The following is a 22246-nucleotide window of genomic DNA, read 5'->3' on the forward strand; positions in this document are numbered from 1 at the left end:
GTAAGTCACTTATGAAACTGACGTACGGCGGCGGTGCTTCCGCATGCCCGCCCGCCGCCCCTCCGCACGCCCCGGCGTGCCCGTTCCGAGGAGTTCCTCCGTGGCCGTCCTGCTGCACCTCGACTCGTCCCTCTTCCCCCTGGAGAACTCCGGTTCCCGTCAGCTCACCGACGCCTTCCGCAGGACCTGGCAGGAAGCGCACCCGCAGGGCAGCGTCATCTACCGGGACCTGGCCGCCGACCGCGTGCCGCACCTGGACGCCGCCACCGTCGCCGCCGACACCCTGCCGCCGCTACGCCGGCAGCTCATCGCCGAGTTCGAGAAGGCCGATGTCGTCCTCATCGGCGCCCCCATGTACAACTTCACCGTGCCGTCCACCCTGAAGGCGTGGCTGGACCAGATCATCCTGGCGGGGCGGACCTTCGGTGAGGGCGTGCCCGCGTCCGGCAAGCGCGTCGTGGTCGCGTCCTCGCGCGGCGGCTCCTACCGTCCCGGCACGCCCCGGGCCGGCTTCGAGTTCGACACCAACTACCTGGAGAAGGTCCTGGGCGACGCGCTCGGCCTGCGGGTCGAGGTCATCACGCGCGAGCTGACGCTGGCCCCGGTCACCCCGGCCATGGCCGCCCTGATACCGCAGGCGGAGGAATCGGCACGGCAGTCGCTGCTGCGGGCCGCCGAGTCCGCGCGGGAGCACGCCGCGCTCGTGTCCTGACACGCGGTCCCGGCCGGCCCCGGGGCGACACGGGGGACCGGCCCGGGGGCCACACGGGGGAGGAGAACGAGATCACCCCTGCGCGGCCCCTCGGCGACGCCGCCACGGGCCGCCCTCGTCTCCGGACGCACCTGCCCGGGGGCCGGCACATCCACCGGTCCCGCCGTGAGCCAGGGCCGGCTGCCGGTGACCGACCCCCGGTTCGACACGTTCCTGTACGGCGTTCCGCGGACGAACTCCGTGGTCACCCTGGAGTTCCTCCCCCTGCGGTGCCCCCGTGGCCACCCTGGAGAACCTCCCCCTGCGGTGCCCCCGCGCCCCGGCGGCACGGACCCGGCGCCCGGCTCGGGGGCGGCCGGGTCCGTGGCTCGTCCCGGCGCGGCCGGCACGTACGCGGTCCCCGGGCGGCAGGCACGTACGCGGTCCCGGGGCGCCCGGCACGTATGTGGTCCCCGGGCGGCCGGATCCGTACGTCGTCCCAGGGCGCCCGGGCACGTACGTCGTCCCGTGTCGTCCCGGCGCGGCCGGGTCTTCCATGGTCCGTGCGGCCCGCGGCCGGGTCCGTACCCGGTCCGCAGACGGCGTGGCACGGGTCAGGAGGTCACCAGCAGCACCTTGCCGACGTGCGTGCTCTCCTCCACGAGCCGGTGGGCGTCCGCGGCGTCCCGCAGGGGCACCTGCCGGTCGACGACCGGCCGGACGTGCCCGTCCGCGAGCAGCGGCCACACGTGCTCGCGGACGGCCGCGACGATCGCCGCCTTCTCGTCGAGCGGGCGGGCCCGCAGCGAGGTCGCGCTGATCGCGCCCCGCTTGCTCAGCAGGGCGCCGATGTTCAGCTCGCCCTTGACGCCGCCCTGCATGCCGATGATCGCGAGCCGGCCGTTGACGGCGAGCGCCCGGACGTTGCGGTCCAGGTACTTGGCGCCCATGTTGTCCAGGATGACGTCGGCGCCGGCCCCGTCCGTGGCCCGGCGGATCTCCTCGACGAAGTCCTGCTCGCGGTAGTTGATCAGGATCTCGGCGCCCAGCTCGGCGCAGTGGTCCAGCTTCTCCTTGGTGCCCGCCGTGACCGCGACCCGGGCGCCCGCGGCCCTGGCCAGCTGGATCGCCATGGTGCCGATGCCGCTGGAGCCGCCGTGCACGAGCAGGGTCTCACCGGGGCGGAGGTGGGCGACCATGAAGACGTTCGACCATACGGTGCAGGTCACCTCGGGCAGTGCCGCCGCCTGGACGAGGTCCACGCCCTGGGGGACGGGCAGCAGCTGGCCGGCCGGGACGGCGACCTTCTCGGCGTAGCCGCCGCCCGCGAGGAGCGCGCACACCTCGTCGCCGACCGCCCAGCCGGACACTCCGGGGCCGAGGGCGGTGATCCGGCCGGAGCACTCCAGGCCGGGGTAGCGGGAGGCGCCGGGCGGCGGCTCGTAGTACCCCTGCCGCTGCATGATGTCGGCCCGGTTGACGGCGCCGGCCACCACCTCGACGAGCACCTCGCCCTCGCCGGGCACGGGATCGGGCACCTCGTCCCACACCAGCGCCTCGGGTCCACCGGGTTCGGGAATCGTGATCGCATGCATGGGGCCGACGCTACTCCTCACCCGCCGCCGCGGCCGCGGGCCGCCGCACACACGCGTGCCGCGGGCCGGCCCGCGCGAGGCGGTGCTCCCGGGGCCCGGCGGTCAGTCCATCGGCAGGGGACGGGTGTCCGGGGCGACCTGCGAGCCGGGGGTGGCCCGGACGATCGTGATCAGGCGGTCCGTCAGCTGCAGCGCGGCGGCGGCCGGATCGTCGTAGCCGAGCACCCGGTGTCCGCGGACGACACTCACCACCAGGTCGTCGACCTCCCGCGGACTGCGGCCAGCCTCGGCCTTTATGACGGGCCGTTCGACGATGTCCAGCCCGCTGCCCTGCTGGATGAGGTCCTCCATGACCATGCCGGCGGCGGGGCTGAGCACGGAGAGTCCCAGCAGCCTTCCCGCCGCGCTCGCGCTGGTGATCACGGCATCCGCGCCGGACTGCTTGAGCAGCGGGGCGTTCTCCTCCTCCCGCACCGCGGCGACGATCTTCGCGGCCCGGTTGAGCTGCCGGGCCGTCAGGGTCACCAGGACCGCCGTGTCGTCCCGTTGCGTGGCGATGATGATCTGCCGCGCCCGGTGGACCTCGGCGCGTTTGAGCACCTCGCTGCGGGTGGCGTCGCCGACGATGCCCGCGTACCCCTCCGCCGTGGCGGCGTCGATCACCTTCGCGCTCGGGTCGACCACGACGACCTGCTGCTTCTTCAGCCCGGTCGCGCACACGGTCTGGATCGCCGACCGCCCCTTCGTACCGAACCCGACGACGACGGTGTGTTCGCGCAAGGTGGCCCTCCAGCGGCTCAGGCGCCATTCCTCCCGGGTGCGCTCGGTGAGGACTTCGAGCGTGGTGCCGACGAGGATGATCAGGAACAGCACGCGCAGCGGCGTGATGACGAGGATGTTGGTGAGGCGGGCGCTGTCGCTGACGGGCGTGATGTCGCCGTACCCGGTGGTGGAGAGGGTCACCGTCGCGTAGTAGGCCGCGTCGAGGAGGTCGACGGAACTGTCGGCGTTGTCGTGGTAGCCGTCACGGTCGGCGTAGACGACCACCACCGTCACCACCAGTACCAGCAGCGCCATGGCCAGTCGCTTTCCGACCTGGCGTATAGGGCGGTCCACCAGTTTCCTCGGGAGTTTCACCCGCTGGGTCACGAGGTGTTCGTCCGCCTGACGGGCGATCGCGTCATGGCCCGGAAGTTTCACGTGAAACACACTCCGATTCCGGCGGCGGCCCACGGCAGATCGAGCAGTTCGGCCTCCTGCCCGGCGCGCAGGCCGCCCGGCGGTACGACGGCCAGGGCGTCGGCCGCCGCGACACCGCGCAGCATGGCGGGCCCGTTGTAGTGCAGCGGGGCCGCGTGGTCGCCGCGCAGGACGACGGGGACGAGCCGGGTGTCGCTCGGATGTCCGTGCACCCCGTCCCGCAGCGGCATCGTGTACGGCTCCGGAGCGGGGCGCGCGGCCAGGGCGCGCAGCAGTGGCTCGGCCAGCGTGAGCAGACCGGAGACGGCGGCGAGGGGGTTGCCCGGCAGGCCGACGAGGTGCTGGTTCTCCTTGGTGCGGGCCAGGAGCATGGGATGGCCGGGGCGGACCCGGACGCCGTCCACCAGCAGGTCGGCCTCCATACGGCGCAGGGTGGGGCGCAGGTGGTCGACGGGGCCGGCAGCGGTTCCGCCGGTGGTGACGACGAGGTCGGCCTCGGACCGGGTGAGCGCCCGGTGCAGGGCCTTGGCGTCGTCGCCGACACGGCGCACGGAGGCCACCTCGGCGCCGAGCGCGCGCAGCCACGGCGGCAGCATCGGGCCGAGCGCGTCCCGGATCCGCCCGTCGTGCGGCAGCCCCTCGGTGAGCAGTTCGTCCCCGAGGACGAACACGTCGGCCCGTGGCCGGGGCACGGTGGTGAGGGTGTCGTACCCGGCGGCCGCGGCGAGGCCCAGCACCGCCGGTGTGACCAGCGTGCCGGCGGGAAGGAGCTGCTCTCCGCTGCGGCACTCCTGGCCGCGGGGGCGGATGTCCTGGCCGTGGCCGAGGTCGCGGACGGAGTGCAGCTTGCCCTTGGCGTCCGTCCGGCCGTGCTCGGTGCGCAGCACCGCGGTGGTGTCCTGCGGGATGCGCGCGCCGGTCGCGATCCCCACGGCCTCGCCGTCGGTCAGCGGGGCGGCCTGGGCGTGCCCGGCGAGGGAGCCGCCCTCGCGGACGTCCCAGGGGCCGGGCCCGGCGACCGCCCAGCCGTCCATCGCGGAGGTGTCGAAGGAGGGCAGGTCGGTGAGGGCGGCGAGGGGCTCGGCCAGGACCAGGCCGAGGGCGGCGTGCAGGGGGACCGGGACGGCGGTGGCACGGGCGGCGGGGCGGACGGCACGGGCCGCGATGTCGCGGGCCCGGGGCCAGGGGGTGGCGTGCGCGTGGCCCTGCGGGCCGGTGTGCGCGGCGTGCGGGCCGCCGTGCGGGGCCGCGCCGGAGCCGGGTCCGGCGTCCCCGCCCTGCCCGGAGACGCGGCCGCCGGTGGCGGGCCCGGGCGTGCCGGGGGCCGGGGTGGCGCCGGTGCCGGGGAAGTGGGGGCTGTCGCCGGGGAAGTGGCCGGTGCCCTGGTTCACGAGCGCGAGCGCCTCCTCGACGTCGAGGTCCTCGGCGTCCTCGCCGGCCTGCACGCCGCGGGCCGTCATCAGGCGTCCGGCCGCGTGTCGGGCGTGGCGTCGGGAGCCAGGTCGGGCTCCTTCCCCGCGCTGTCCTCCTCCGCCCAGCGCAGGGCCAGCGCCGCGGCCTTGCGGGCGGCCTCGGCCACCGCTTCGGGGCCGGCTCCGGCGCGGGCGGCCGCGTAGCCGACGAGGAAGGTGGTCAGGGGCGCCGCGGGCCGGGCCACACCGTGGGCGGCGTCGCGCGCGAGGTCGAGCAGTACGCCGGTGTCGACGTCCAGGTCGATGCCCAGTTCGTCCTTGACTGCGGAAATCCATTCATCCAGCACGTGCCCATGCTCCCTGATGCGTGCTCTGGCGGTGGCGATGTCGTCCCAGGTGTCGCAGTCGAAAGAGGCGACGAAGTCGGGGACCCGGGTGAGGTCGAGCGCCGCGGTCAGCCGGCGCAGCGGAAGGCCGGTGAGGGTGCCGTTCTCGCGGGTGAGCGCGGCCAGCCGCCGGCGCAGCGCGGGTGCGCGGTAAGCCGCCACGAGCGGCTGGTCGCGGCCGTCGGCGTCGGTGAGCAGCGCGCCGTCGGCTCGGCTCGCGCGCAGGTCTGTGAGCAGCCGCCGTACCGTCCGGGGCCGCAGGAAGGGCAGGTCCGCGGAGAGGACGAGGACCAGGTCCGCCGTGGTGTGCCGCAGCCCCGCGGCGAGCGCGGCGAGGGGGCCGCCGCCGGGCGGTTCCTCGCGCGCCCATCGCACGGGACGCGCCGTGGGCCGCGGGTCGGCCACGACGACGGTGGTGCGCGCGTCGGCGCAGGCGCCGAGCACCCGGTCGAGCAGGGCCCGGCCGCCGACGCGCACGCCGGGCTTGTCCGCGCCGCCCAGCCGCCGCGCGGCTCCCCCGGCGAGCACGACGGCGTCATGGGCCGGGTCCGGCGCCGGGTCGCCGGCCGGGGTGTCCCGGTCGCCGGGGTGCTCGTAGGCGGTCACCCCCCGAGTATGTCCTCCCCGCCGGGCCGGGGAACACGGGCGGTCCCCTGCCCGCCCGTCGCCCTGCCGTCGCAGGGGGGCGTCACCCGACGCGTGTCCCAGGGACTCGCCCGGCGGGAGCGCCCCGGGGGAGCGCGCTCACAGGGTGCGCAGCAGCACCGCCGGCTGTTCCACGCAGTCGGCCACGTAGCGCAGGAATCCGCCCGCCGTGCCGCCGTCGCACACCCGGTGGTCGAAGGTGAGCGAGAGCTGGACGACCTGCCGGACCGCCAGTTCGCCCTCGTGCACCCAGGGTCTGGGGACGATCCGGCCGACGCCGAGCATGGCCGCCTCGGGGTGGTTGATGATCGGTGTCGAGCCGTCCACGCCGAACACGCCGTAGTTGTTCAACGTGAAGGTGCCGCCGGTGAGTTCCCCCGGGGTGAGGGTGCCGGCGCGGGCCGCCTCGGTGAGCCGGGCGAACTCGGCCGTCAGCGCCTCGGCACCGCGCGCGTGCGCGTCCCGTACGACCGGTACGACGAGCCCGCGTTCGGTCTGCGCGGCGAAGCCCAGGTGGACGTGGCCGAGCCGGACGATCTCCCTGGCCTCCGTGTCGACCGTGGAGTTCAGCTCGGGGTGGCGGGCGAGCGCGGCGGTGCAGATCCTGGCGAGGAGGGCGAGCAGGGAGATCTTCAAACCGCCCGCGGCGTTCATCGCCGCCCGGGCGCGCAGGAGTTCCGTGGCGTCGGCGTCCACCCAGCAGGTCGCGTCGGGGATCTCGCGGCGGCTCCGGGAGAGCTTGTCGGCGACGGCCCCGCGCACGCCCTTGAGGGCGACGCGGGTTTCGGCGGCTCCCGGCGCGGGAGCGGTCGCGGAGGGCCGGTACGCGGGGGACGCGGAGGCACCGGTCCCGGAGGCAGCGGTCCCGAAGACACCGCTCCCCGCGGCAGCGGACACGGAGGCACCGGACGCGGACGGGCCCGCGGGGTCCGCCACCGAGCCCGTGAGGGCGGCGGCCGGGGCCTTGGAGGCCTGTTCGAGGGCTGCTTCGACGTCCGAGCGCAGGATGAGCCCGTCGGGGCCGGATCCCGGCAACTGCCGCAGATCCAGTCCGTGCTCCCGGGCGAGCCTGCGCACGAGCGGGGAGATCACCGGGACCGGACCGTCGGCCGGCCGGCCGGACACGGCCGTGTCGGGGACGGAAGCCGCAGGCGAGGCACCGGGGGCGCCCGCAGCGGACGCGCCGGCAGCGGCGGACCGCCCGCCGGCGGCGGACGTGGCGCCGGGCACAGCCCGGACCCTGCGGCGGCGCGCCGGGGCCTCCGCCGTGCCGTATCCCACCAGGACGTTGCCGGATCCGCCGCCCCCGCCCGCGCCACTGCCGCCGCCCGAGCCGCCGGCGCTCCCGCCGGTGCCTTCCCCGGCGGCCGGTCCGGGGCTCCCCGCGGACTCCCCCACCGCGACGGTCAGCAGCGGTGCGCCCACCGGAAGCTCGGCCCCCTCCTCGCCGAAGCGGGCGGTGACCACGCCGCCGTACGGGCAGGGCACCTCGACCATCGCCTTGGCCGTCTCGACCTCGACGACCGGCTGGTCCACGGCGACGACGTCGCCCACCTCGACCATCCAGCGGACGATCTCCGCCTCGGTGAGCCCCTCCCCGAGGTCGGGGAGCCGGAACTCCAGCACCTGTGCCATCAGCCCTCCGCCTCCCACTGCAGCCGCGCGACGGCGTCCAGGATCCGGTCGACGCCGGGCAGGTGGTGCCGCTCCAGCATGGGCGGCGGGTAGGGGACGTCGAACCCGGCCACCCGCAGCACCGGCGCCTCGAGGTGGTGGAAGCAGCGTTCGGTGACGCGGGCGGCGATCTCCCCGCCCGGCCCGCCGAACGAACCCGACTCGTGGACGACGACCGCGCGCCCGGTGCGCCGTACCGACGCGCACACCGTCTCGTCGTCGAACGGCACCAGCGAGCGCAGGTCGACGACCTCCAGGTCCCAGCCCTCGGCGCGGGCGGCCTCGGCGGCTTCCAGGCAGACCGGCAGGGACGGGCCGTAGGTGATGAGCGTGGCGCTGCGGCCGGTGCGCCGCACCACCGCGCGGCCGATCGGCTCCACCGGCCGCGGGTCCTGCGGGTTCCAGGAGTCCTTCGACCAGTACAGCCGCTTGGGTTCGAGGAAGACCACGGGGTCGTCGGAGGCGATGGCGGCGCGCAGCAGCCCGTAGGCGTCGGCGACGGTCGCGGGCGTGACGACATGGAGCCCCGGAGTCGCCATGTAGTACGCCTCGGAGGAGTCGCTGTGGTGCTCGACGCCGCCGATGCCGCCGCCGTAGGGGATGCGGACGGTCAGCGGCAGGGGCAGTTTCCCGCGCGTGCGGTTGCGCATCTTCGCGACGTGGCTGGCGAGCTGCTCGAACGACGGGTAGGCGAACGCGTCGAACTGCATCTCGACGACCGGGCGCAGCCCGTACATCGCCATGCCGACCGCGGTGCCGAGGATGCCCGCCTCGGCCAGCGGTGTGTCGGTGCAGCGGTCCTCGCCGAACTCCTCGGCGAGCCCGTCCGTGACGCGGAAGACACCGCCGAGCGTGCCGACGTCCTCGCCCAGGACGTGCACGGCGGGGTCGGCGGCCATGGCGTCGCGCAGCGCGCGCGTGAGGGCCTGCGCCATGGTGGCCGGCTTGAGCGCGACGGTGGTCATCGGGCGCCGCCTTCCTCGGCCTCGGCGGCCAGCTCGGCCCGCAGCAGGGCCTGCTGCTCGCGCAGTTGCGGGGTCGGCTCGGCGTAGACGTGGGCGAACAGGTCCATGGGGTCGAGCGGCGCGTCCTGGTTCATCCGCTCGCGCAGCCGCGCGGCCATCGCCTCGGCGTCCTCGCGCACGGCCGTGACGGTGTCCTCGTCGAGCAGGCCGCGCCCGGACAGCTCGCGTTCCAGCAGCTTCACCGGGTCGTGGTCGCGCCAGGCCTCGACCTCGGCGTCGCCGCGGTAGCGGGTGGCGTCGTCGGCGTTGGTGTGGGCGTCGATCCGGTACGTCACCGCCTCGACCAGCATCGGACCGCCTCCCGCGCGCGCGTGCCGTACGGCGTCGGTGAGCACCTCGTGGACGGCGACGGCGTCGTTGCCGTCGACCAGGCGGCCGGGCATGCCGTACCCGACGGCCTTGTGGGCCAGGGAGGGCGCCGCCGTCTGCTTGGCGAGCGGGACGGAGATGGCGAAGCCGTTGTTCTGCACCAGGAAGACGACCGGGGCCTGCCAGACGGCGGCGAAGTTCAGCGCCTCGTGGAAGTCGCCCTCGCTGGTGCCGCCGTCGCCCACCATCGCCAGCGCGACCACGTCGTCGCCCTTGAGCCGGGCGGCGTGGGCGAGGCCCACGGCGTGCGGGAGCTGGGTGGCCAGGGGGGTGGACAGCGGGGCGGTCCGGTGCTCGCGCGGGTCGTAGCCGGTGTGCCAGTCCCCGCGCAGCAGCGTCAGGGCCTCGACGGGATCGACGCCGCGGGTCACCACGGCGAGCGTGTCGCGGTAGCTCGGGAAGAGCCAGTCGCGTTCCTGCAGGACGAGGGCCGCGGCGACCTCACAGGCCTCCTGGCCGGTGCTGGACGGGTAGACGGCCAGACGGCCCTGCTTGGTGAGGGCGGTGGCCTGCGTGTTGTACCGGCGTCCGCGCACCAGGTGCGCGTACAGACGGCGCAGCAGCTCCGGGTCGGCCTTCGCGGCCGCCTCCGTGCCCAGGACGCGGTAGGGCTCCGCGTCGGGCAGCAGCGGCGCGGGGTCGGTACGGGGCTGCCAGGCGGGCGGCGGCGATGGCCGGTACGCACCCCGCTGCTCCATGACCGTCATGGCGGGCACCTCCTCGTGGGAGTGGCTACGGGAGGCGCGTCGGCTGTGACGCGCCCCACCTACCGATTGTTCGGTCGTCGGCACATTTTGGCTACAGGCGGCCCCAGGCTGTGGACAAACGGTTCTCCACAGCCTGGGATGGATGCAGTACGTCCATGGTGGAGAGGCGGGGGGACATGCCGTCTGAACGAATGGCCGAGAACGCCGGGCGAGGGACGGAGAACGACGAGCGCAGGACGGAGAACGCGGAACGCAGGCCCGAGAGCGAACGCAGGGCGGAGAGCGCCGAGCGTCCGGAGGACGGCGGCAACACCGCCCCGCCGCCGCGCCCGCTGGACGCCATCGACCAGGACATCCTGCGGATGCTCCAGACGGACGGCCGGGCCTCGATACGGTCGGTCGCCGAACGGGTCCACGTCTCGCGCGCCAACGCCTACGCCCGTATCAACCGCCTCGTCGAGGACGGCGTCATCCGCGGTTTCGGCGCCCGGGTCGACCACGAGCGCGCGGGTCAGAGCACGTCCGCGTACATCACGCTGAAGATCGTGCAGAACTCCTGGCGCACCGTGCGCGACCAGCTGCGCCGGCTGCCGGGCGCCTCCCACATCGCCCTGGTCGGGGGAGACTACGACGTCCTGCTGCTGGTCCACACGCCGGACAACCGGGCGCTGCGCGAGGTGGTGCTGACCCGGCTCCAGGCGATCCCGGAGGTGCTCAGCACCCGCACACTGCTGGTGTTCGAGGAGGAGGACCTCGAACCGCAGGGGTGACGGTGCGGCACGTCAGGACGAGGCGACCGCCGCCCCGACCAGCAGCACGGCCATCACCCCCGGCAGCAGGGCGCAGCCCAGTCCCGCACCGGCGGTCAGCACCCGCGCGGTCCGCACGGACCGGCGGTGCGGCAGCACCCAGGCGAGGGCCAGCAGGCCGCACGCCCAGTAGAGGATGCCGCCGAAGGAGCCGACGCCGTCACCCGAGGAGAACCAGTGGTACTCCCACACGAGGAACGGCAGGCCGGTCACGGTGGCCGCGAACGGCGCCTTCCACCAGGTGGGGTGCGCGGCTCCCGGCCGCGGTTCGTCGCGAAGCATGCGTCCAGCTCATCACCGGGCGGCCGGCCGGGACATCGGACGCCGTGCTCATCCCTCCCGCCACCCCGTCCGCCCCCGTACTCACCCCGCCCCGCCCCCGTACTCGTCCTCCCCAGGGGTCAGCCGGAGTGCCGCAGCCCGCCGAAGACCAGCCGGACGACCGCGTCGCCCACCTCGCGCTCGCCGGCCCCCCGCACGTCGGGCCGGTACCACTCCACGATCGAGTTGATCATCCCGAAGACCAGCCGCGTCGCGAGCCGCACCTCCACGTCGCCGCGCACGTCGCCCTCGGCCGCCGCCGCCTTCAGCAGCGCGGCCACCCGGTGGTCGAACTCGCGGCGCCGTTCCAGCGCCCAGCGCTCGGTCTCGGTGTTGCCCCGCACCCGCAGCAGCAGCGTCACGTAGGGGAGTTCGGCGATGAGCACCTCGACCATGCGCCGCACGACGTACTCCAGGCGGGCGGCGGCACTTCCCGCGCGCGCGTGCTCCTCGTCGAGGATCCCGAAGAGGCCGTCGAGTGCCCGGGTGACCGCCCGGCGCAGCAGCTCCTCCTTGCCGGCGACGTGGTGGTAGATCGACGACTTGGAGATGCCGGCCGCCTTGGACAGGTGCTCCATGGAGGTGCCGTCGTAGCCGCGCTCGTTGAAGACCCGCACGGCCACCGAGAGCAGCGTCTGCGGCGTGTACGTGTCGCGTCGGGCGGTGGTCATGAGGCGGACTCCCGCTTGTCGGTGGCGTACGCGTGGCGGTACAGCGCGAGCGAGGGGGCGTAGCGTCCGGACGGGTCGCGCAGGTGCAGGTCGTCCAGGAGGCCGTAGGCCCAGGTGCGGCCGAGCCGGCGGCTCCACTCGAAGGGGCCCAGGGGGTAGTTGACGCCCAGGCGCATCGCGGTGTCGATGTCCTCCTCGGTGGCGACGCCCTTGGCCACGGCGTCGTGCGCCAGGTCGACGATCCTGGCGACCGTGCGGGCGACGATCATGCCGGGCACGTCGCCGATGAGGCTGACGTCCTTGCCGAGCGCCTGGAAGAGGCCGGTGGCCTCCGCGAGGGTCTGCGGGGCGGTGTCCTGGGAGGCGGACAGGGCGATGCGGGTGGCGCGGCGGTAGTCGAGCGCCAGGTCGAAGTAGACGACGTCCCGGAACTCCACCGAGGTCTGCCCGTCGGCGAGGACCAGCTGGCCACCGCTCGGCAGCACCAGGCGGGTGCCGTGGTCCTCGTCCTCCTCGCGGACGGGGATGCCCGCCTCGCGGATGAGGGAGAGCAGCTCCGCCGCCGGGCCCAGGTCGCCCTCGGCGACGACGTGGGCGGGCGGCTGGGCGGGCTCGGCGGTGTGCGGCTCGGGGCGCTCGGCGCCGTCGGCGTAGTCGTACCAGCCGCGGCCGCTCTTGCGGCCGAGCCGGCCCGACTCCACCAGGCGCCGCTGGGCGAGCGAGGGCGTGAAGCGCACGTCCTGGAAGAAGGAGCGCCACACGGAGTGCGTCACGGACTCGTTGACGTCCTGGCCGATGAGGTCGGTCAGCTCGAAGGCGCCCATCCTGAACCCGCCGGACTCGCGCAGCACCGCGTCGATGGTGGCCGGATCGGCGGCCTGGCCCTCGTGGACGGCGAACGCCTCCGCGTAGAAGGGGCGGGCGATGCGGTTGACGATGAAGCCCGGGGTGTCGGCGCAGGCGACCGGGGTCTTGCCCCAGGCACGGGCCGTCTCGTACGCGCGCGTGGCGGAGGTGACGTCGGTGGCGAACCCGGAGACGACCTCCACCAGCGGCATCAGCGGCGCCGGGTTGAAGAAGTGCAGGCCGACGAAGCGGCCGGGGTTGCGCAGCGCGCCGCCGATCGCGGTGACCGACAGGGAGGAGGTGTTGGTGGCGAGCAGGCAGTCGTCGGTGACGATGCCCTCCAGGTCCTTCAGCAGCTCCTGCTTGGCGTCCAGCTGTTCGAGTACGGCCTCGACGACCAGGGAGCAGTCGGCCAGCTCGGCGAGGCTTTCGGCCGGCTTCAGGCGGGCGCGGGCCGCGTCCCGACCGGCCCCGGTGAGGCGGTCCTTCTCGACGAGCCGGTCGAGGCGGGCGCCGATCGCGGCGGCCGCCTGGGCGGCCCGCCCGGGCACGGCGTCGTACAGGCGTACGACGTGACCCGCGACCAGCGCGACCTGGGCGATGCCCTGGCCCATGGTGCCGGTGCCGACGACGGCCACGGGGCTGCTGAGGTCCAGTGCTGTCATGTGCGCGATCCTCCCGCACGGCGTTTTCCACAGACGCGGCGGACCCCCCCTGGCCCGACTTCTCCACAGATACGGCGGATCCCCTTGTCCCGACCGATCGTTCGGTTACTCTAACTCTGACCGGCTGTCCCTGCCCATGTTTCCGCCAGGTCATGAGCTCGACGAGGAGCTCTCGAGACAAGGAGTTGGTCCCGCATGGCCGCCGAACCGACGACGCACGAGCTGATCGCCCGCCACCGGCCCACTCTCGACCAGGCGCTGGAGGCGATCCGCACGCGCGCGTACTGGTCGCCCCACCCCGAGCACCCCAAGGCCTACGGCGCGCACGGCAGCCTGGACGCCGCCGCGGGCAAAGCCGCCTTCGACGCCCTGCTGGGCACCCGCCTCGACCTCGGCCAGCCCGGCACCGACGACTGGGTGGGCGGCGAGGTCTCGCCCTACGGCATCGACCTGGGCGTGACCTACCCGCACGCGGACATCGACGTCCTGCTGCCCGCCATGAGGGCCGGACAGCGGGCCTGGCGCGACGCCGGCGCCGAGGCCCGCGCGGCGGTCTGCCTGGAGATCCTCAAGCGGATCTCCGACCGGACCCACGAGTTCGCGCACACCGTGATGCACACCTCCGGCCAGGCCTTCCTGATGGCGTTCCAGGCGGGCGGCCCGCACGCCCAGGACCGCGGCCTGGAAGCGGTGGCGTACGCGTACGCGGAGCAGGTGCGCACCCCGGACACCGCCGAGTGGACCAAGCCGCAGGGCAAGCGCGACCCGCTCGCCCTCACCAAGGCGTTCACCCCGGTCCCCCGGGGCATCGCCCTGGTCATCGGCTGCAACACCTTCCCGACGTGGAACGGCTATCCGGGCCTGTTCGCCTCCCTGGCCACCGGCAACGCGGTCCTGGTCAAGCCGCACCCGCGCGCGGTGCTGCCGCTCGCCCTCACGGTGAAGACCGCCCGCGAGGTGCTCGCCGAGGCCGGGTTCGACGCCAACCTGGTGGCCCTGGCCGCCGAGCGCCCCGGCGAGGGCATCGCCAAGAGCCTGGCCACCCGCCCCGAGATCCGCATCATCGACTACACCGGCTCCACGTCCTTCGGCGACTGGCTGGAGGCCAACGCCCGCCAGGCCCAGGTGTACACGGAGAAGGCCGGCGTCAACACCGTGCTCGTGGAGTCGACGGACGACTACAGGGGGATGCTCTCCAACCTGGCCTTCTCGCTGTCCCTGTACAGCGGCCAGATGTGCACCACCCCGCAGAACCTGCTGATCCCCCGCACCGGCATCCGCACCGACGAGGGCCCCAAGTCCTACGACGAGGTGGCCGCCGACCTCGCGCAGGCGGTCGACGCCCTGCTCGGCGACGACGCCCGCGCCAACGCGCTGCTCGGCGCGATCGTCAACCCGGACGTCAAGGCCCGCCTGGAGGCCGCCGCGGCCCTCGGCGAGGTCGCCCTCGCCTCCCGCGAGGTCACCCATCCCGACTTCCCGGACGCGGTGGTCCGCACCCCCGTGATCGTGAAGCTGGACGGCAGCAAGCCGGACGCCGAGGCCGCCTACCTGAGCGAGTGCTTCGGCCCCGTCTCCTTCGCGGTCGCCGTCGACTCGGCCGCCGACGCGGTGGAACTGCTGCGGCGCACGGTCCGCGAGAAGGGCGCCATGACGGTGGGCGCCTACACGACGGACGAGGAGGTCGAGCGGGCGGTGCAGGAGGTCTGCCTGGAGGAGGCCGCCCAGCTCTCGCTGAACCTCACCGGCGGGGTGTACGTCAACCAGACGGCCGCCTTCTCCGACTTCCACGGCTCGGGCGGCAACCCGGCGGCCAACGCCGCCCTCACCGACGGCGCGTTCGTGGCGAACCGCTTCAGGGTGGTGGAGGTCCGCCGCCAGGCCTGAACCAACCCTTTGGGGCCGGGCCCCTCAGCGCGCGGGTGCGCCCCCGCCGGCGCTCCAGTGGTACAGCGTCATCGCCACACTGGTGGCGAGGTTGTAGCTGGAGACCTGGGGGCGCATCGGCAGGGCCACCAGGTGGTCGGTGCGCTCGCGCAGCTCGGCACTCAGCCCGCTGCGCTCGGAGCCGAAGGCGAGGACGGCGTCGTCGGGCAGTTCCAGACCGCGGATGTCCTGGCCCTGCGGGTCGAGCGCGAACAGCGGCCCGGGCGGGAGCGTCTGCACGGTCAGCCGCTCCACGACCGTCGCGAAGTGCAGACCCGCCCCGCCCCGCACCACCGTCGGGTGCCACGGGTCGAGGGTGCCCGTGGTGACCACACCGGTCGCGCCGAAACCGGCCGCCAGCCGGATCACCGCACCGGCGTTGCCCAGGTTGCGCGGCTGGTCCAGCACGATGACGGGCGCGCTGCGGGGCGTGTGCGCCAGCGCCCGCAGTCCGGCCTCCCGGGCAGGCCGTACGGCCAGCGCGGCCACAGCCGTGGGGTGCGGACGCGGCACGAGCGACGCGTACGTCTGCCGCGGCACCTCGGTCAGCAGGCCGTCCAGGGCGTCGCGTACGTCGGGTGCCAGCTCGTCGGCGAGGGCGAGTGCCGCCTCCCGGTCGGCGGCGACCGCCACCGGCACCTCGGCGCCGAAGCGGAGCGCGTGCTTGAGGGCGTGGAAGCCGTCGAGCAGGACGGCACCGCCGGCGAGCCGGTGCCAGGTGCCCACGGGGTCGTTCATGCGGGGAAGCCTACGCGGGCGGGTTCGCTCTCCTGCGGTGAGTGCGGCTGCCCGGGCACGGGGCGGCCCGCGCGCCGCGGCAGCCGCGCCCACGCGCGTGCCACCGCATCGCCCAGCCTGCGCAGGAACGGCGTCGGCAGGAACACCGCGTCCGCCGCGATCATCGCCAGGGAGAAGAACGGCAGCCCGAGGACGACGGCGATCACCGCGTGCTCGGTCATCATGGCGACGAGCAGGACGTTCTTCACCCGCCGGTTGAACAGCGTGAACGGGAAGGCGACCTGCAGGATCACCGTCCCGTAGGTGACGAGCATCATCATCGTCCCGCTGGAGGACAGCAGATCGGCCAGGGCCGGCCAGGGCGAGAAGTAGTCCAGGTGGAGCGGGTAGTACACGGCGGTGCCGTCCTCCCAGCGCGACCCCTGGATCTTGTACCAGCCGGCCGTCGCGTAGATCAGGCACGCCTCGGCCATGATCACGAACAGGGCGGCGTTGTGCACGATGTTGCCGACGACGTCGAGCAGCAGGCGCGGCTCGGCCGACCGCGCACGCCGCCCGACCAGCCAGTACACCCCCTGGGCCGCCCACACGCACCACAGGAGCGCCGGTATCAGCCACTCACCTTGAACGCGGCCCGCGGCGGTGACCGCGATCAGCGCCGCACCGAGCACGCACCACAGGACGGGACCGGCCCGGTCGGGCAGCCGCTCCCCGCGCGCGCGGGCCGCCCGAGCCCGTGCGGCCCGCCGCGCGTCCAGCGACCACACCTGCCCGCAGCGGGTGAAGACCAGGTACACCGCCATCAGGTGCAGGACGTTGTCCCCGCCGTCACCCATGAAGATGCTGCGGTTCTGCAGCGAGAGCACACCGAGCATGAACAGCACGGACATCGTGCGGGTGCGCCAGCCCAGCATCAGCAGCAGGCCGGCGAGCACCGCCAGCAGATAGACGGTCTCGAACCAGAACCGGCCCCGGAACCACAACAGGACCGTGAAGGCGCCGTTGTCGTCGGTCAGCCGCCGCGCGAGGTCCCAGTTCCACGGCCCGTCGGGACCGTACATCTCCTGGCGGTGCGGCAGCTCGCGCAGCAGGAACAGCAGCCAGGTCGCGGAGAAGCCGATGCGTGTCACGGCCGCCTGCCAGGGGCCCAGAGCCGCTTCGGTGACCCGGCTGATCCCCCGGGAGACCGTGAGCGTGAGGCTGTTCACCCGACACCTCCCGCGGCCTCACCGGCCGGGACGGACCACCAGGGCAGCGTGCGGTACGAGGCCGCGGTCGACACCTTCTCCCCGCTCCACGCGGGCGGCGGGACGGCGGCGGTGCGCACGCGCACCTGGACGCGTTCGACGACCCCGCCCGGACCGGCCGCCCGCCCGCGCTCCAGGCGCAGGACGACGATGCGGCGCAGGTACTGCTGCGACAGCGTGCCGCGCAGCCCCAGCGGCCGGTTCTTCTGGTCGTGCGAGGAGGCGTAGAAGTCGAAGCCGCGGCGCAGCTCGTTCTGCTCCGTGTGGCTGGGCAGCAGGTTGCCGTCGATGGCCCGGCCGTCCTGCGCCGACAGGTCGTACCAGCCGGTGGTGCGGCCGCCGCCGTCCCGCCCGCGGGTCTCGGCCCGCACCTGCACGGCGATGTTCTGCTGCAGCGGGTTGGGCGCGAACAGCTTCCAGTTCTGCTCGAACTCCGGGTAGATCCATTCGTCGATGGCCTTGCCGTGCTGTTTCGTCAGGGTGTTCGACGGAGCGACGTGCAGGAACACCATGCCGACGTGCACGCAGGCGACCACCGCCACGACGGTGAGCGCCAGGAGGGCGGCGATCCCGTAGCGCGGGGACAGTCCGGCGATGTCGATCCCGGCGCGGACGGCCCCGGTCCCGTCCCCGGCTCCCGCGCCACCGCCGGTGCCACCGCCCGGTGCGGGGGGAGCGGAGGAAGCGGAGGAAGAGGACAGGGAGGGACTGGAGGGAGAAGACGGGGAGGCACCGGAGGGAGAGGACAGGGAGGGACCGGCCGGGGAGGGACGGGCCGAGTCGTACGCGCCGGACGCGTCGGGGACGCCCGGCGGGCCCGACGGGGCGGGGATTGGTGGTGCCTCCGGTGCCACAGGTACCTCCGGGGCCGCCGGTGCCTCCGGTGCCGCTGCGACCGGCAACCCCTCCGGCACGGCGGCGGTCCGGCCCGGCGAGCCGGACGGACGGCCCGGTTCCGTCGGCGGGTGCGGCTCCCCGGATCCGCCGCCGGCCGCACTCGTGGCACCGGGGCCGCCCGGTGCCGCAGGCCCGTCAGGGCCGCCCGGGGCGTTCGCATCCCCGCCGTACGCTTCCATTCCGCCCCGTCTCCTGATTCCGGTCCGTGCCGGACGTGCGTGCGCCGGCCGCCCCGAGGACGCCGGGTGCCGCCGTACGCCCCGCCCGCGCCGCCCGGCCCCGGGCGGCGCACGGAACGGTACTCAGGGCCGCCCGCGCGGCACAGCCCCCGGCCCGGCCCCCGCTCGGCCGCGGTCCGGCTTTCGTACCGCTCTGCCGCCCTTGGCCCACGGGCCCCGAACAGGCGCCGAGGGACCAGCGTCCACCGCTGCGTCCACAGGGCACGCCCTCAGTTGTCCACAGCGGTTGACACCCTACGGCGGCGGACCGCACCATGGAATTCCACCGAACCGAACGATCGGTCGGGAGAGTACGGAGCAGACCGAGGTCGAGGGGGACCGCATGGCGACAGCAGCCGCACAGCAGACGGCCGGCGCCCCGGCGGGCGATGCGCCGGGTACCGCCGCGGGAGCCGACGACCGCCGGCGCGCGTTCGACGCGACCCTGACCGCGGACGAGCGCATCGAGCCGAGGGACTGGATGCCCGACGCCTACCGGGCGTCGCTGGTCCGGCAGATCGCGCAGCACGCCCATTCCGAGATCATCGGCATGCAGCCGGAGGCCAACTGGATCACGCGGGCGCCTTCCCTGCGCCGCAAGGCCATCCTCCTGGCCAAGGTCCAGGACGAGGCCGGACACGGGCTGTACCTGTACAGCGCGGCCGAAACGCTGGGCACCAGCCGCGAGGAACTGCTCGACAAACTGCACAGCGGCCGCCAGAAGTACTCCTCGATCTTCAACTACCCCACTCTCACCTGGGCGGACGTGGGCGCGATCGGCTGGCTGGTGGACGGCGCGGCGATCACCAACCAGGTCCCCCTGTGCCGCTGCTCCTACGGCCCCTACGCCCGCGCGATGGTCCGTATCTGCAAGGAGGAGTCCTTCCACCAGCGCCAGGGCTACGAGCTGCTGCTCACCCTGAGCCGGGGCACGCCCGAGCAGCACGCGATGGCGCAGGACGCGGTGGACCGCTGGTGGTGGCCGTCGCTGATGATGTTCGGCCCGCCCGACGACGCCTCCCAGCACTCCGCGCAGTCCATGGAATGGAAGATCAAACGCCATTCGAACGACGAGCTGCGCCAGCGCTTCGTCGACATCTGCGTCCCCCAGGCCGAGTCCCTCGGCCTCACGCTGCCCGACCCGGACCTGAAGTGGAACGAGGAGCGGGGCCACCACGACTTCGGCACCATCGACTGGACCGAGTTCTGGGACGTCCTCAAGGGCAACGGCCCGTGCAACGAACAGCGCATCACCCAGCGCCGCCGGGCCCACGACGAGGGCGCCTGGGTCCGGGAGGCCGCCGCGGCCCACGCCGCCAAGCGCGCCGGCGGGACGGGACACGGCGACAGGACAGGAGCGGAGCAGGCATGACGAACACCGACTGGCCCCTGTGGGAGGTCTTCGTGCGCTCCCGGCGCGGGCTGTCCCACACCCACGCCGGCAGCCTGCACGCCCCGGACGCGGAACTGGCCCTGCGCAACGCCCGTGACCTGTACACACGGCGCGGCGAGGGCGTCTCGATCTGGGTCGTCCCGTCCGCGGCGATCACCGCCTCCTCGCCGGACGAGAAGGACCCCTTCTTCGAGCCGTCCGCCGACAAGCCCTACCGGCACCCGACCTTCTACGAGATCCCGGAAGGGGTGAAGCACCTGTGACGCCCACCGCCCCCACCGCCCCCACCACGGCCACCGCCACCGCGGCCCTGGCTCTGGGCGACGACGCCCTCGTGCTCTCCCACCGGCTGGGGGAGTGGGTCGGGCACGCGCCCGCCCTGGAGGAGGAGGTCGCCCTCGCCAACATCGCCCTCGACCTGCTGGGTCAGGCCCGCGTCCTGCTGTCCCTGATCGGGGACGAGGACGAACTGGCCTACCTGCGCGAGGAGCGCGCCTTCACCAACCTCCAGCTCGTCGAGCAGCCGGGCGGCGACTTCGCGCACACGATCGTCCGCCAGCTGTACTTCTCCACGTACCAGCACCTGCTGTACGCCCGCCTGGCCGAGACCGACGGGCCGTTCGCACCGCTCGCCGGGAAGGCCGTCAAGGAGGTCGCCTACCACCGCGACCATGCCGAGCAGTGGACGCTGCGCCTCGGCGACGGCACCGACGTCAGTCACGAGCGGATGCGCCGCGCCCTCACCGCGCTGTGGCGGTTCACCGGCGAGATGTTCCAGCCGGTGGCCGGCCTGGACGTCGACTGGCCCGGCCTGGAGTCCGCCTGGCTGGAATCGGTGACGGCCGTACTGGACCGGGCCACGCTGACGTTGCCCGAGGGGCCGCGGACCGGGGCGTGGGCGGCGGGCGCGGGCCGGCAGGGCCTGCACACCGAACCGTTCGGACGGATGCTCGCCGAGATGCAGCACCTGCACCGCAGCCACCCGGGGGCGTCATGGTGACCACGACCACCCCGCTCGAAGCCGAACTGCTCCGCCTGGCCGGCTCGGTGCCCGACCCGGAACTGCCCGTCCTCACCCTGGAGGAACTGGGCGTGGTCCGCGCGGTGCGCCTGCGCGGCACGGAGGCGGTGGACGTCGAGCTGACCCCCACCTACACCGGCTGCCCGGCGATCGAGGCCATGTCCCTGGACATCGAGCGGGTGCTGCGCGAGCACGGCATGCGCGAGGTCGCCGTGCGCACGGTGCTCTCCCCGGCGTGGTCGACGGACGACATCACCGACGAAGGGCGGCGCAAACTGCGGGAGTTCGGCATAGCGCCGCCGCGCGTGCGCACCTCCTCGGCATCCGTTCCGCTGGAACTCGGCCCGACCCGCACCCGCGCCGATGGTGCGGCAGCGGACCCGGCCCCCGCGGAGCACGTGCCGGCGGGCCGGGCACCCGCTGGGGAGAGCGTGCCGCCCGAGCCGCTCCGCTGCCCCTTCTGCGGATCCGCCGGCACCGAGATGCTCAGCCGGTTCTCCTCCACCGCGTGCAAGGCGCTGTACCGCTGCCTGGCCTGCCGGGAACCGTTCGACCACTTCAAGGAGGTGTGATGGCCCGCTTCCACCGGCTGCCCGTGACTGCGGTCGACCGGCTCACCGACGACTCCGTCGCCCTCACCCTCGCGGTGCCGCCGGAGCTGCGCGAGGAGTACCGGCACGCGCCGGGCCAGCATCTCGCCCTGCGCCGGGTGGCCGACGGCGTCGACGTACGGCGGACGTACTCGATCTGCTCACCGGCCCCCGACCCGGCGGGCGAGGGACCGCGGACCCTGCGGGTCGGGGTGCGGCTGGTGGAGGGCGGCGCCTTCTCGGCGTACGCGCTGAAGGAGATCGCCGTCGGGGACGAACTGGAGGTGATGACGCCGGCCGGCCGGTTCACGCTGGAGCCCGCGCCCGGACTGTACGCGGCGGTCGTCGGCGGCAGCGGCATCACACCCGTGCTGTCCATCGCCTCCACGCTGCTGGCCCGTGAACCCGGCGCCCGGTTCTGCCTGATCCGCAGCGACCGGACGACCGCGTCGACGATGTTCCTCGAAGAGGTCGCCGACCTGAAGGACCGCTACCCGCGGCGGCTGCACCTGGTGACGGTCCTCTCGCGGGAGGAGCAGCAGGCGGGACTGCCCTCCGGCCGCCTCGACCAGGAGCGGCTCACACGGCTGCTGCCCGCGCTGCTGCCGCTGTCCGACGTGCGGGGCTGGTTCCTGTGCGGCCCGTACGGGCTGGTGCAGGAGGCCGAGCGGGCGCTGCGCGCGCTGGGGGTGCCCCGGTCCCGGGTCCACGAGGAGATCTTCCACGTGGACGCCGGTACGGGCGCCGGGCCCGTGCCGTCCGCGACGGCGCCCGCGCACAGCACGGTCACCGTCCGGCTCGACGGCCGCGGCGGGACGTGGCCGGTGCGGGAGGGGGAGAGCCTGCTGGACACGGTGCTGCGCAACCGGCCCGACGCGCCGTACGCCTGCAAGGGCGGCGTGTGCGGGACGTGCCGGGCCTTCCTGGTCACGGGCGAGGTGCGCATGGACCGCAACTTCGCGCTGGAGCCGGAGGAGACGGACGCGGGGTACGTCCTGGCGTGTCAGTCGCACCCCGCGACGGAACAGGTGGAACTGGACTTCGACCGCTGAACGGGCCGGGCCCCCGCGCCCCGGGCCGCGGCCGCGAAACAGGCGGTCCGGCCCCCGAAGCACGGTAGCCGGGTCCACGAAGCACGGGCCCGGCCGCCGAGGGGCGGGTCCGGCCGGCGCGGGATGCAGGCCGGCCTGCGAGGGTCAG

Annotated in this window: 21 protein-coding genes; 8 read left to right on the forward strand and 13 right to left on the reverse strand. The window is 74.2% G+C overall.

Features of this window, described 5'->3' with window-relative positions; all coding sequences use genetic code 11:
- The first annotated feature begins 100 nt into the window (after positions 1–100).
- On the forward strand, positions 101–712 hold the full coding sequence (locus tag ABZ719_RS11670) for an NAD(P)H-dependent oxidoreductase (protein WP_366725028.1): 612 nt from the start codon (positions 101–103) through the stop codon (positions 710–712).
- Positions 713–1305: 593 nt separating this feature from the next.
- Here ABZ719_RS11670 and ABZ719_RS11675 read toward each other — a convergent pair.
- From ABZ719_RS11675 to pdhA, 7 genes are all read right to left on the reverse strand, one after another.
- On the reverse strand, positions 1306–2286 hold the full coding sequence (locus ABZ719_RS11675; RefSeq protein WP_366725029.1) for an NAD(P)H-quinone oxidoreductase: 981 nt from the start codon (positions 2284–2286) through the stop codon (positions 1306–1308).
- Between the two features lie 102 nt (positions 2287–2388).
- Complete coding sequence (locus tag ABZ719_RS11680) at positions 2389–3486, reverse strand: potassium channel family protein (protein WP_366725030.1); 1098 nt, start codon at positions 3484–3486, stop codon at positions 2389–2391.
- Positions 3483–4946 carry a molybdopterin molybdotransferase MoeA gene (locus ABZ719_RS11685; protein WP_366725031.1) on the reverse strand — a complete coding sequence of 488 codons (1464 nt, stop codon included), beginning with the start codon at positions 4944–4946 and terminating at the stop codon, positions 3483–3485. Before ABZ719_RS11685 ends, ABZ719_RS11680 begins: the two co-directional genes overlap by 4 nt.
- Positions 4946–5812: an NTP transferase domain-containing protein gene (locus tag ABZ719_RS11690; protein ID WP_366725097.1), complete on the reverse strand. Its 867-nt coding sequence runs from the start codon at positions 5810–5812 to the stop codon at positions 4946–4948. The genes ABZ719_RS11685 and ABZ719_RS11690 overlap by 1 nt, the downstream gene beginning before the upstream one ends.
- Positions 5813–6028: 216 nt before the next feature.
- A complete protein-coding gene (locus ABZ719_RS11695) occupies positions 6029–7564 on the reverse strand; it encodes a dihydrolipoamide acetyltransferase family protein (RefSeq protein WP_366725032.1) in 1536 nt (511 codons plus the stop codon).
- The gene (locus ABZ719_RS11700) at positions 7564–8568 is read right to left on the reverse strand and encodes an alpha-ketoacid dehydrogenase subunit beta (protein WP_366725033.1); all 1005 of its coding nucleotides are present in this window, start codon (positions 8566–8568) and stop codon (positions 7564–7566) included. The genes ABZ719_RS11695 and ABZ719_RS11700 overlap by 1 nt, the downstream gene beginning before the upstream one ends.
- A complete protein-coding gene (pdhA, locus tag ABZ719_RS11705; protein WP_366725034.1) occupies positions 8565–9704 on the reverse strand; it encodes a pyruvate dehydrogenase (acetyl-transferring) E1 component subunit alpha in 1140 nt (379 codons plus the stop codon). The genes ABZ719_RS11700 and pdhA overlap by 4 nt, the downstream gene beginning before the upstream one ends.
- Before the next feature lie 176 nt (positions 9705–9880).
- Between pdhA and ABZ719_RS11710 the strand changes: the two genes are divergently transcribed.
- Positions 9881–10474, forward strand: a complete 594-nt coding sequence (locus tag ABZ719_RS11710; protein WP_366725035.1) for an Lrp/AsnC family transcriptional regulator — start codon at positions 9881–9883, stop codon at positions 10472–10474.
- A gap of 12 nt (positions 10475–10486) precedes the next feature.
- On the opposite strand, the gene ABZ719_RS11715 is transcribed toward ABZ719_RS11710, so the two are convergent.
- The 3 genes from ABZ719_RS11715 to ABZ719_RS11725 form a co-directional block, all read right to left on the reverse strand.
- On the reverse strand, positions 10487–10795 hold the full coding sequence (locus ABZ719_RS11715) for a hypothetical protein (RefSeq protein WP_366725036.1): 309 nt from the start codon (positions 10793–10795) through the stop codon (positions 10487–10489).
- Between the two features lie 119 nt (positions 10796–10914).
- Positions 10915–11505 carry a TetR/AcrR family transcriptional regulator gene (locus ABZ719_RS11720; protein WP_366725037.1) on the reverse strand — a complete coding sequence of 197 codons (591 nt, stop codon included), beginning with the start codon at positions 11503–11505 and terminating at the stop codon, positions 10915–10917.
- On the reverse strand, positions 11502–13016 hold the full coding sequence (locus tag ABZ719_RS11725; protein WP_366725038.1) for a 3-hydroxyacyl-CoA dehydrogenase: 1515 nt from the start codon (positions 13014–13016) through the stop codon (positions 11502–11504). The genes ABZ719_RS11720 and ABZ719_RS11725 overlap by 4 nt, the downstream gene beginning before the upstream one ends.
- Before the next feature lie 195 nt (positions 13017–13211).
- Between ABZ719_RS11725 and paaN the strand changes: the two genes are divergently transcribed.
- The gene (gene paaN, locus ABZ719_RS11730; RefSeq protein WP_366725039.1) at positions 13212–14903 is read left to right on the forward strand and encodes a phenylacetic acid degradation protein PaaN; all 1692 of its coding nucleotides are present in this window, start codon (positions 13212–13214) and stop codon (positions 14901–14903) included.
- A gap of 24 nt (positions 14904–14927) precedes the next feature.
- On the opposite strand, the gene ABZ719_RS11735 is transcribed toward paaN, so the two are convergent.
- From ABZ719_RS11735 to ABZ719_RS11745, 3 genes are read right to left on the reverse strand one after another with little or no spacing between them, the layout of a single operon-like run.
- The gene (locus tag ABZ719_RS11735; RefSeq protein WP_366725040.1) at positions 14928–15680 is read right to left on the reverse strand and encodes a TrmH family RNA methyltransferase; all 753 of its coding nucleotides are present in this window, start codon (positions 15678–15680) and stop codon (positions 14928–14930) included.
- On the reverse strand, positions 15677–16888 hold the full coding sequence (locus tag ABZ719_RS11740; protein WP_366725041.1) for an HTTM domain-containing protein: 1212 nt from the start codon (positions 16886–16888) through the stop codon (positions 15677–15679). The genes ABZ719_RS11735 and ABZ719_RS11740 overlap by 4 nt, the downstream gene beginning before the upstream one ends.
- The gene (locus ABZ719_RS11745) at positions 16885–18003 is read right to left on the reverse strand and encodes a DUF5819 family protein (RefSeq protein ID WP_366725042.1); all 1119 of its coding nucleotides are present in this window, start codon (positions 18001–18003) and stop codon (positions 16885–16887) included. The genes ABZ719_RS11740 and ABZ719_RS11745 overlap by 4 nt, the downstream gene beginning before the upstream one ends.
- A gap of 382 nt (positions 18004–18385) precedes the next feature.
- Between ABZ719_RS11745 and paaA the strand changes: the two genes are divergently transcribed.
- Genes paaA through ABZ719_RS11770 form a run of 5 tightly spaced genes read left to right on the forward strand, consistent with a single transcriptional unit; the run spans position 18386 to position 22098 of the window.
- Entirely contained in the window at positions 18386–19414 is a 1029-nt protein-coding gene (gene paaA, locus ABZ719_RS11750) for a 1,2-phenylacetyl-CoA epoxidase subunit PaaA (RefSeq protein WP_366725043.1), read from the forward strand.
- On the forward strand, positions 19411–19698 hold the full coding sequence (paaB, locus tag ABZ719_RS11755) for a 1,2-phenylacetyl-CoA epoxidase subunit PaaB (RefSeq protein ID WP_103554257.1): 288 nt from the start codon (positions 19411–19413) through the stop codon (positions 19696–19698). The genes paaA and paaB overlap by 4 nt, the downstream gene beginning before the upstream one ends.
- On the forward strand, positions 19695–20435 hold the full coding sequence (gene paaC, locus ABZ719_RS11760; protein WP_366725044.1) for a 1,2-phenylacetyl-CoA epoxidase subunit PaaC: 741 nt from the start codon (positions 19695–19697) through the stop codon (positions 20433–20435). Before paaB ends, paaC begins: the two co-directional genes overlap by 4 nt.
- The gene (paaD, locus tag ABZ719_RS11765; RefSeq protein ID WP_366725045.1) at positions 20429–21028 is read left to right on the forward strand and encodes a 1,2-phenylacetyl-CoA epoxidase subunit PaaD; all 600 of its coding nucleotides are present in this window, start codon (positions 20429–20431) and stop codon (positions 21026–21028) included. The genes paaC and paaD overlap by 7 nt, the downstream gene beginning before the upstream one ends.
- Positions 21028–22098: a 2Fe-2S iron-sulfur cluster-binding protein gene (locus tag ABZ719_RS11770; protein ID WP_366725046.1), complete on the forward strand. Its 1071-nt coding sequence runs from the start codon at positions 21028–21030 to the stop codon at positions 22096–22098. Before paaD ends, ABZ719_RS11770 begins: the two co-directional genes overlap by 1 nt.
- Positions 22099–22246 lie beyond the last annotated feature (148 nt).

The organism is Streptomyces sp. NPDC006743, from assembly GCF_040703815.1.
In the GTDB taxonomy this organism is placed as follows: Bacteria; Actinomycetota; Actinomycetes; order Streptomycetales; family Streptomycetaceae; genus Streptomyces.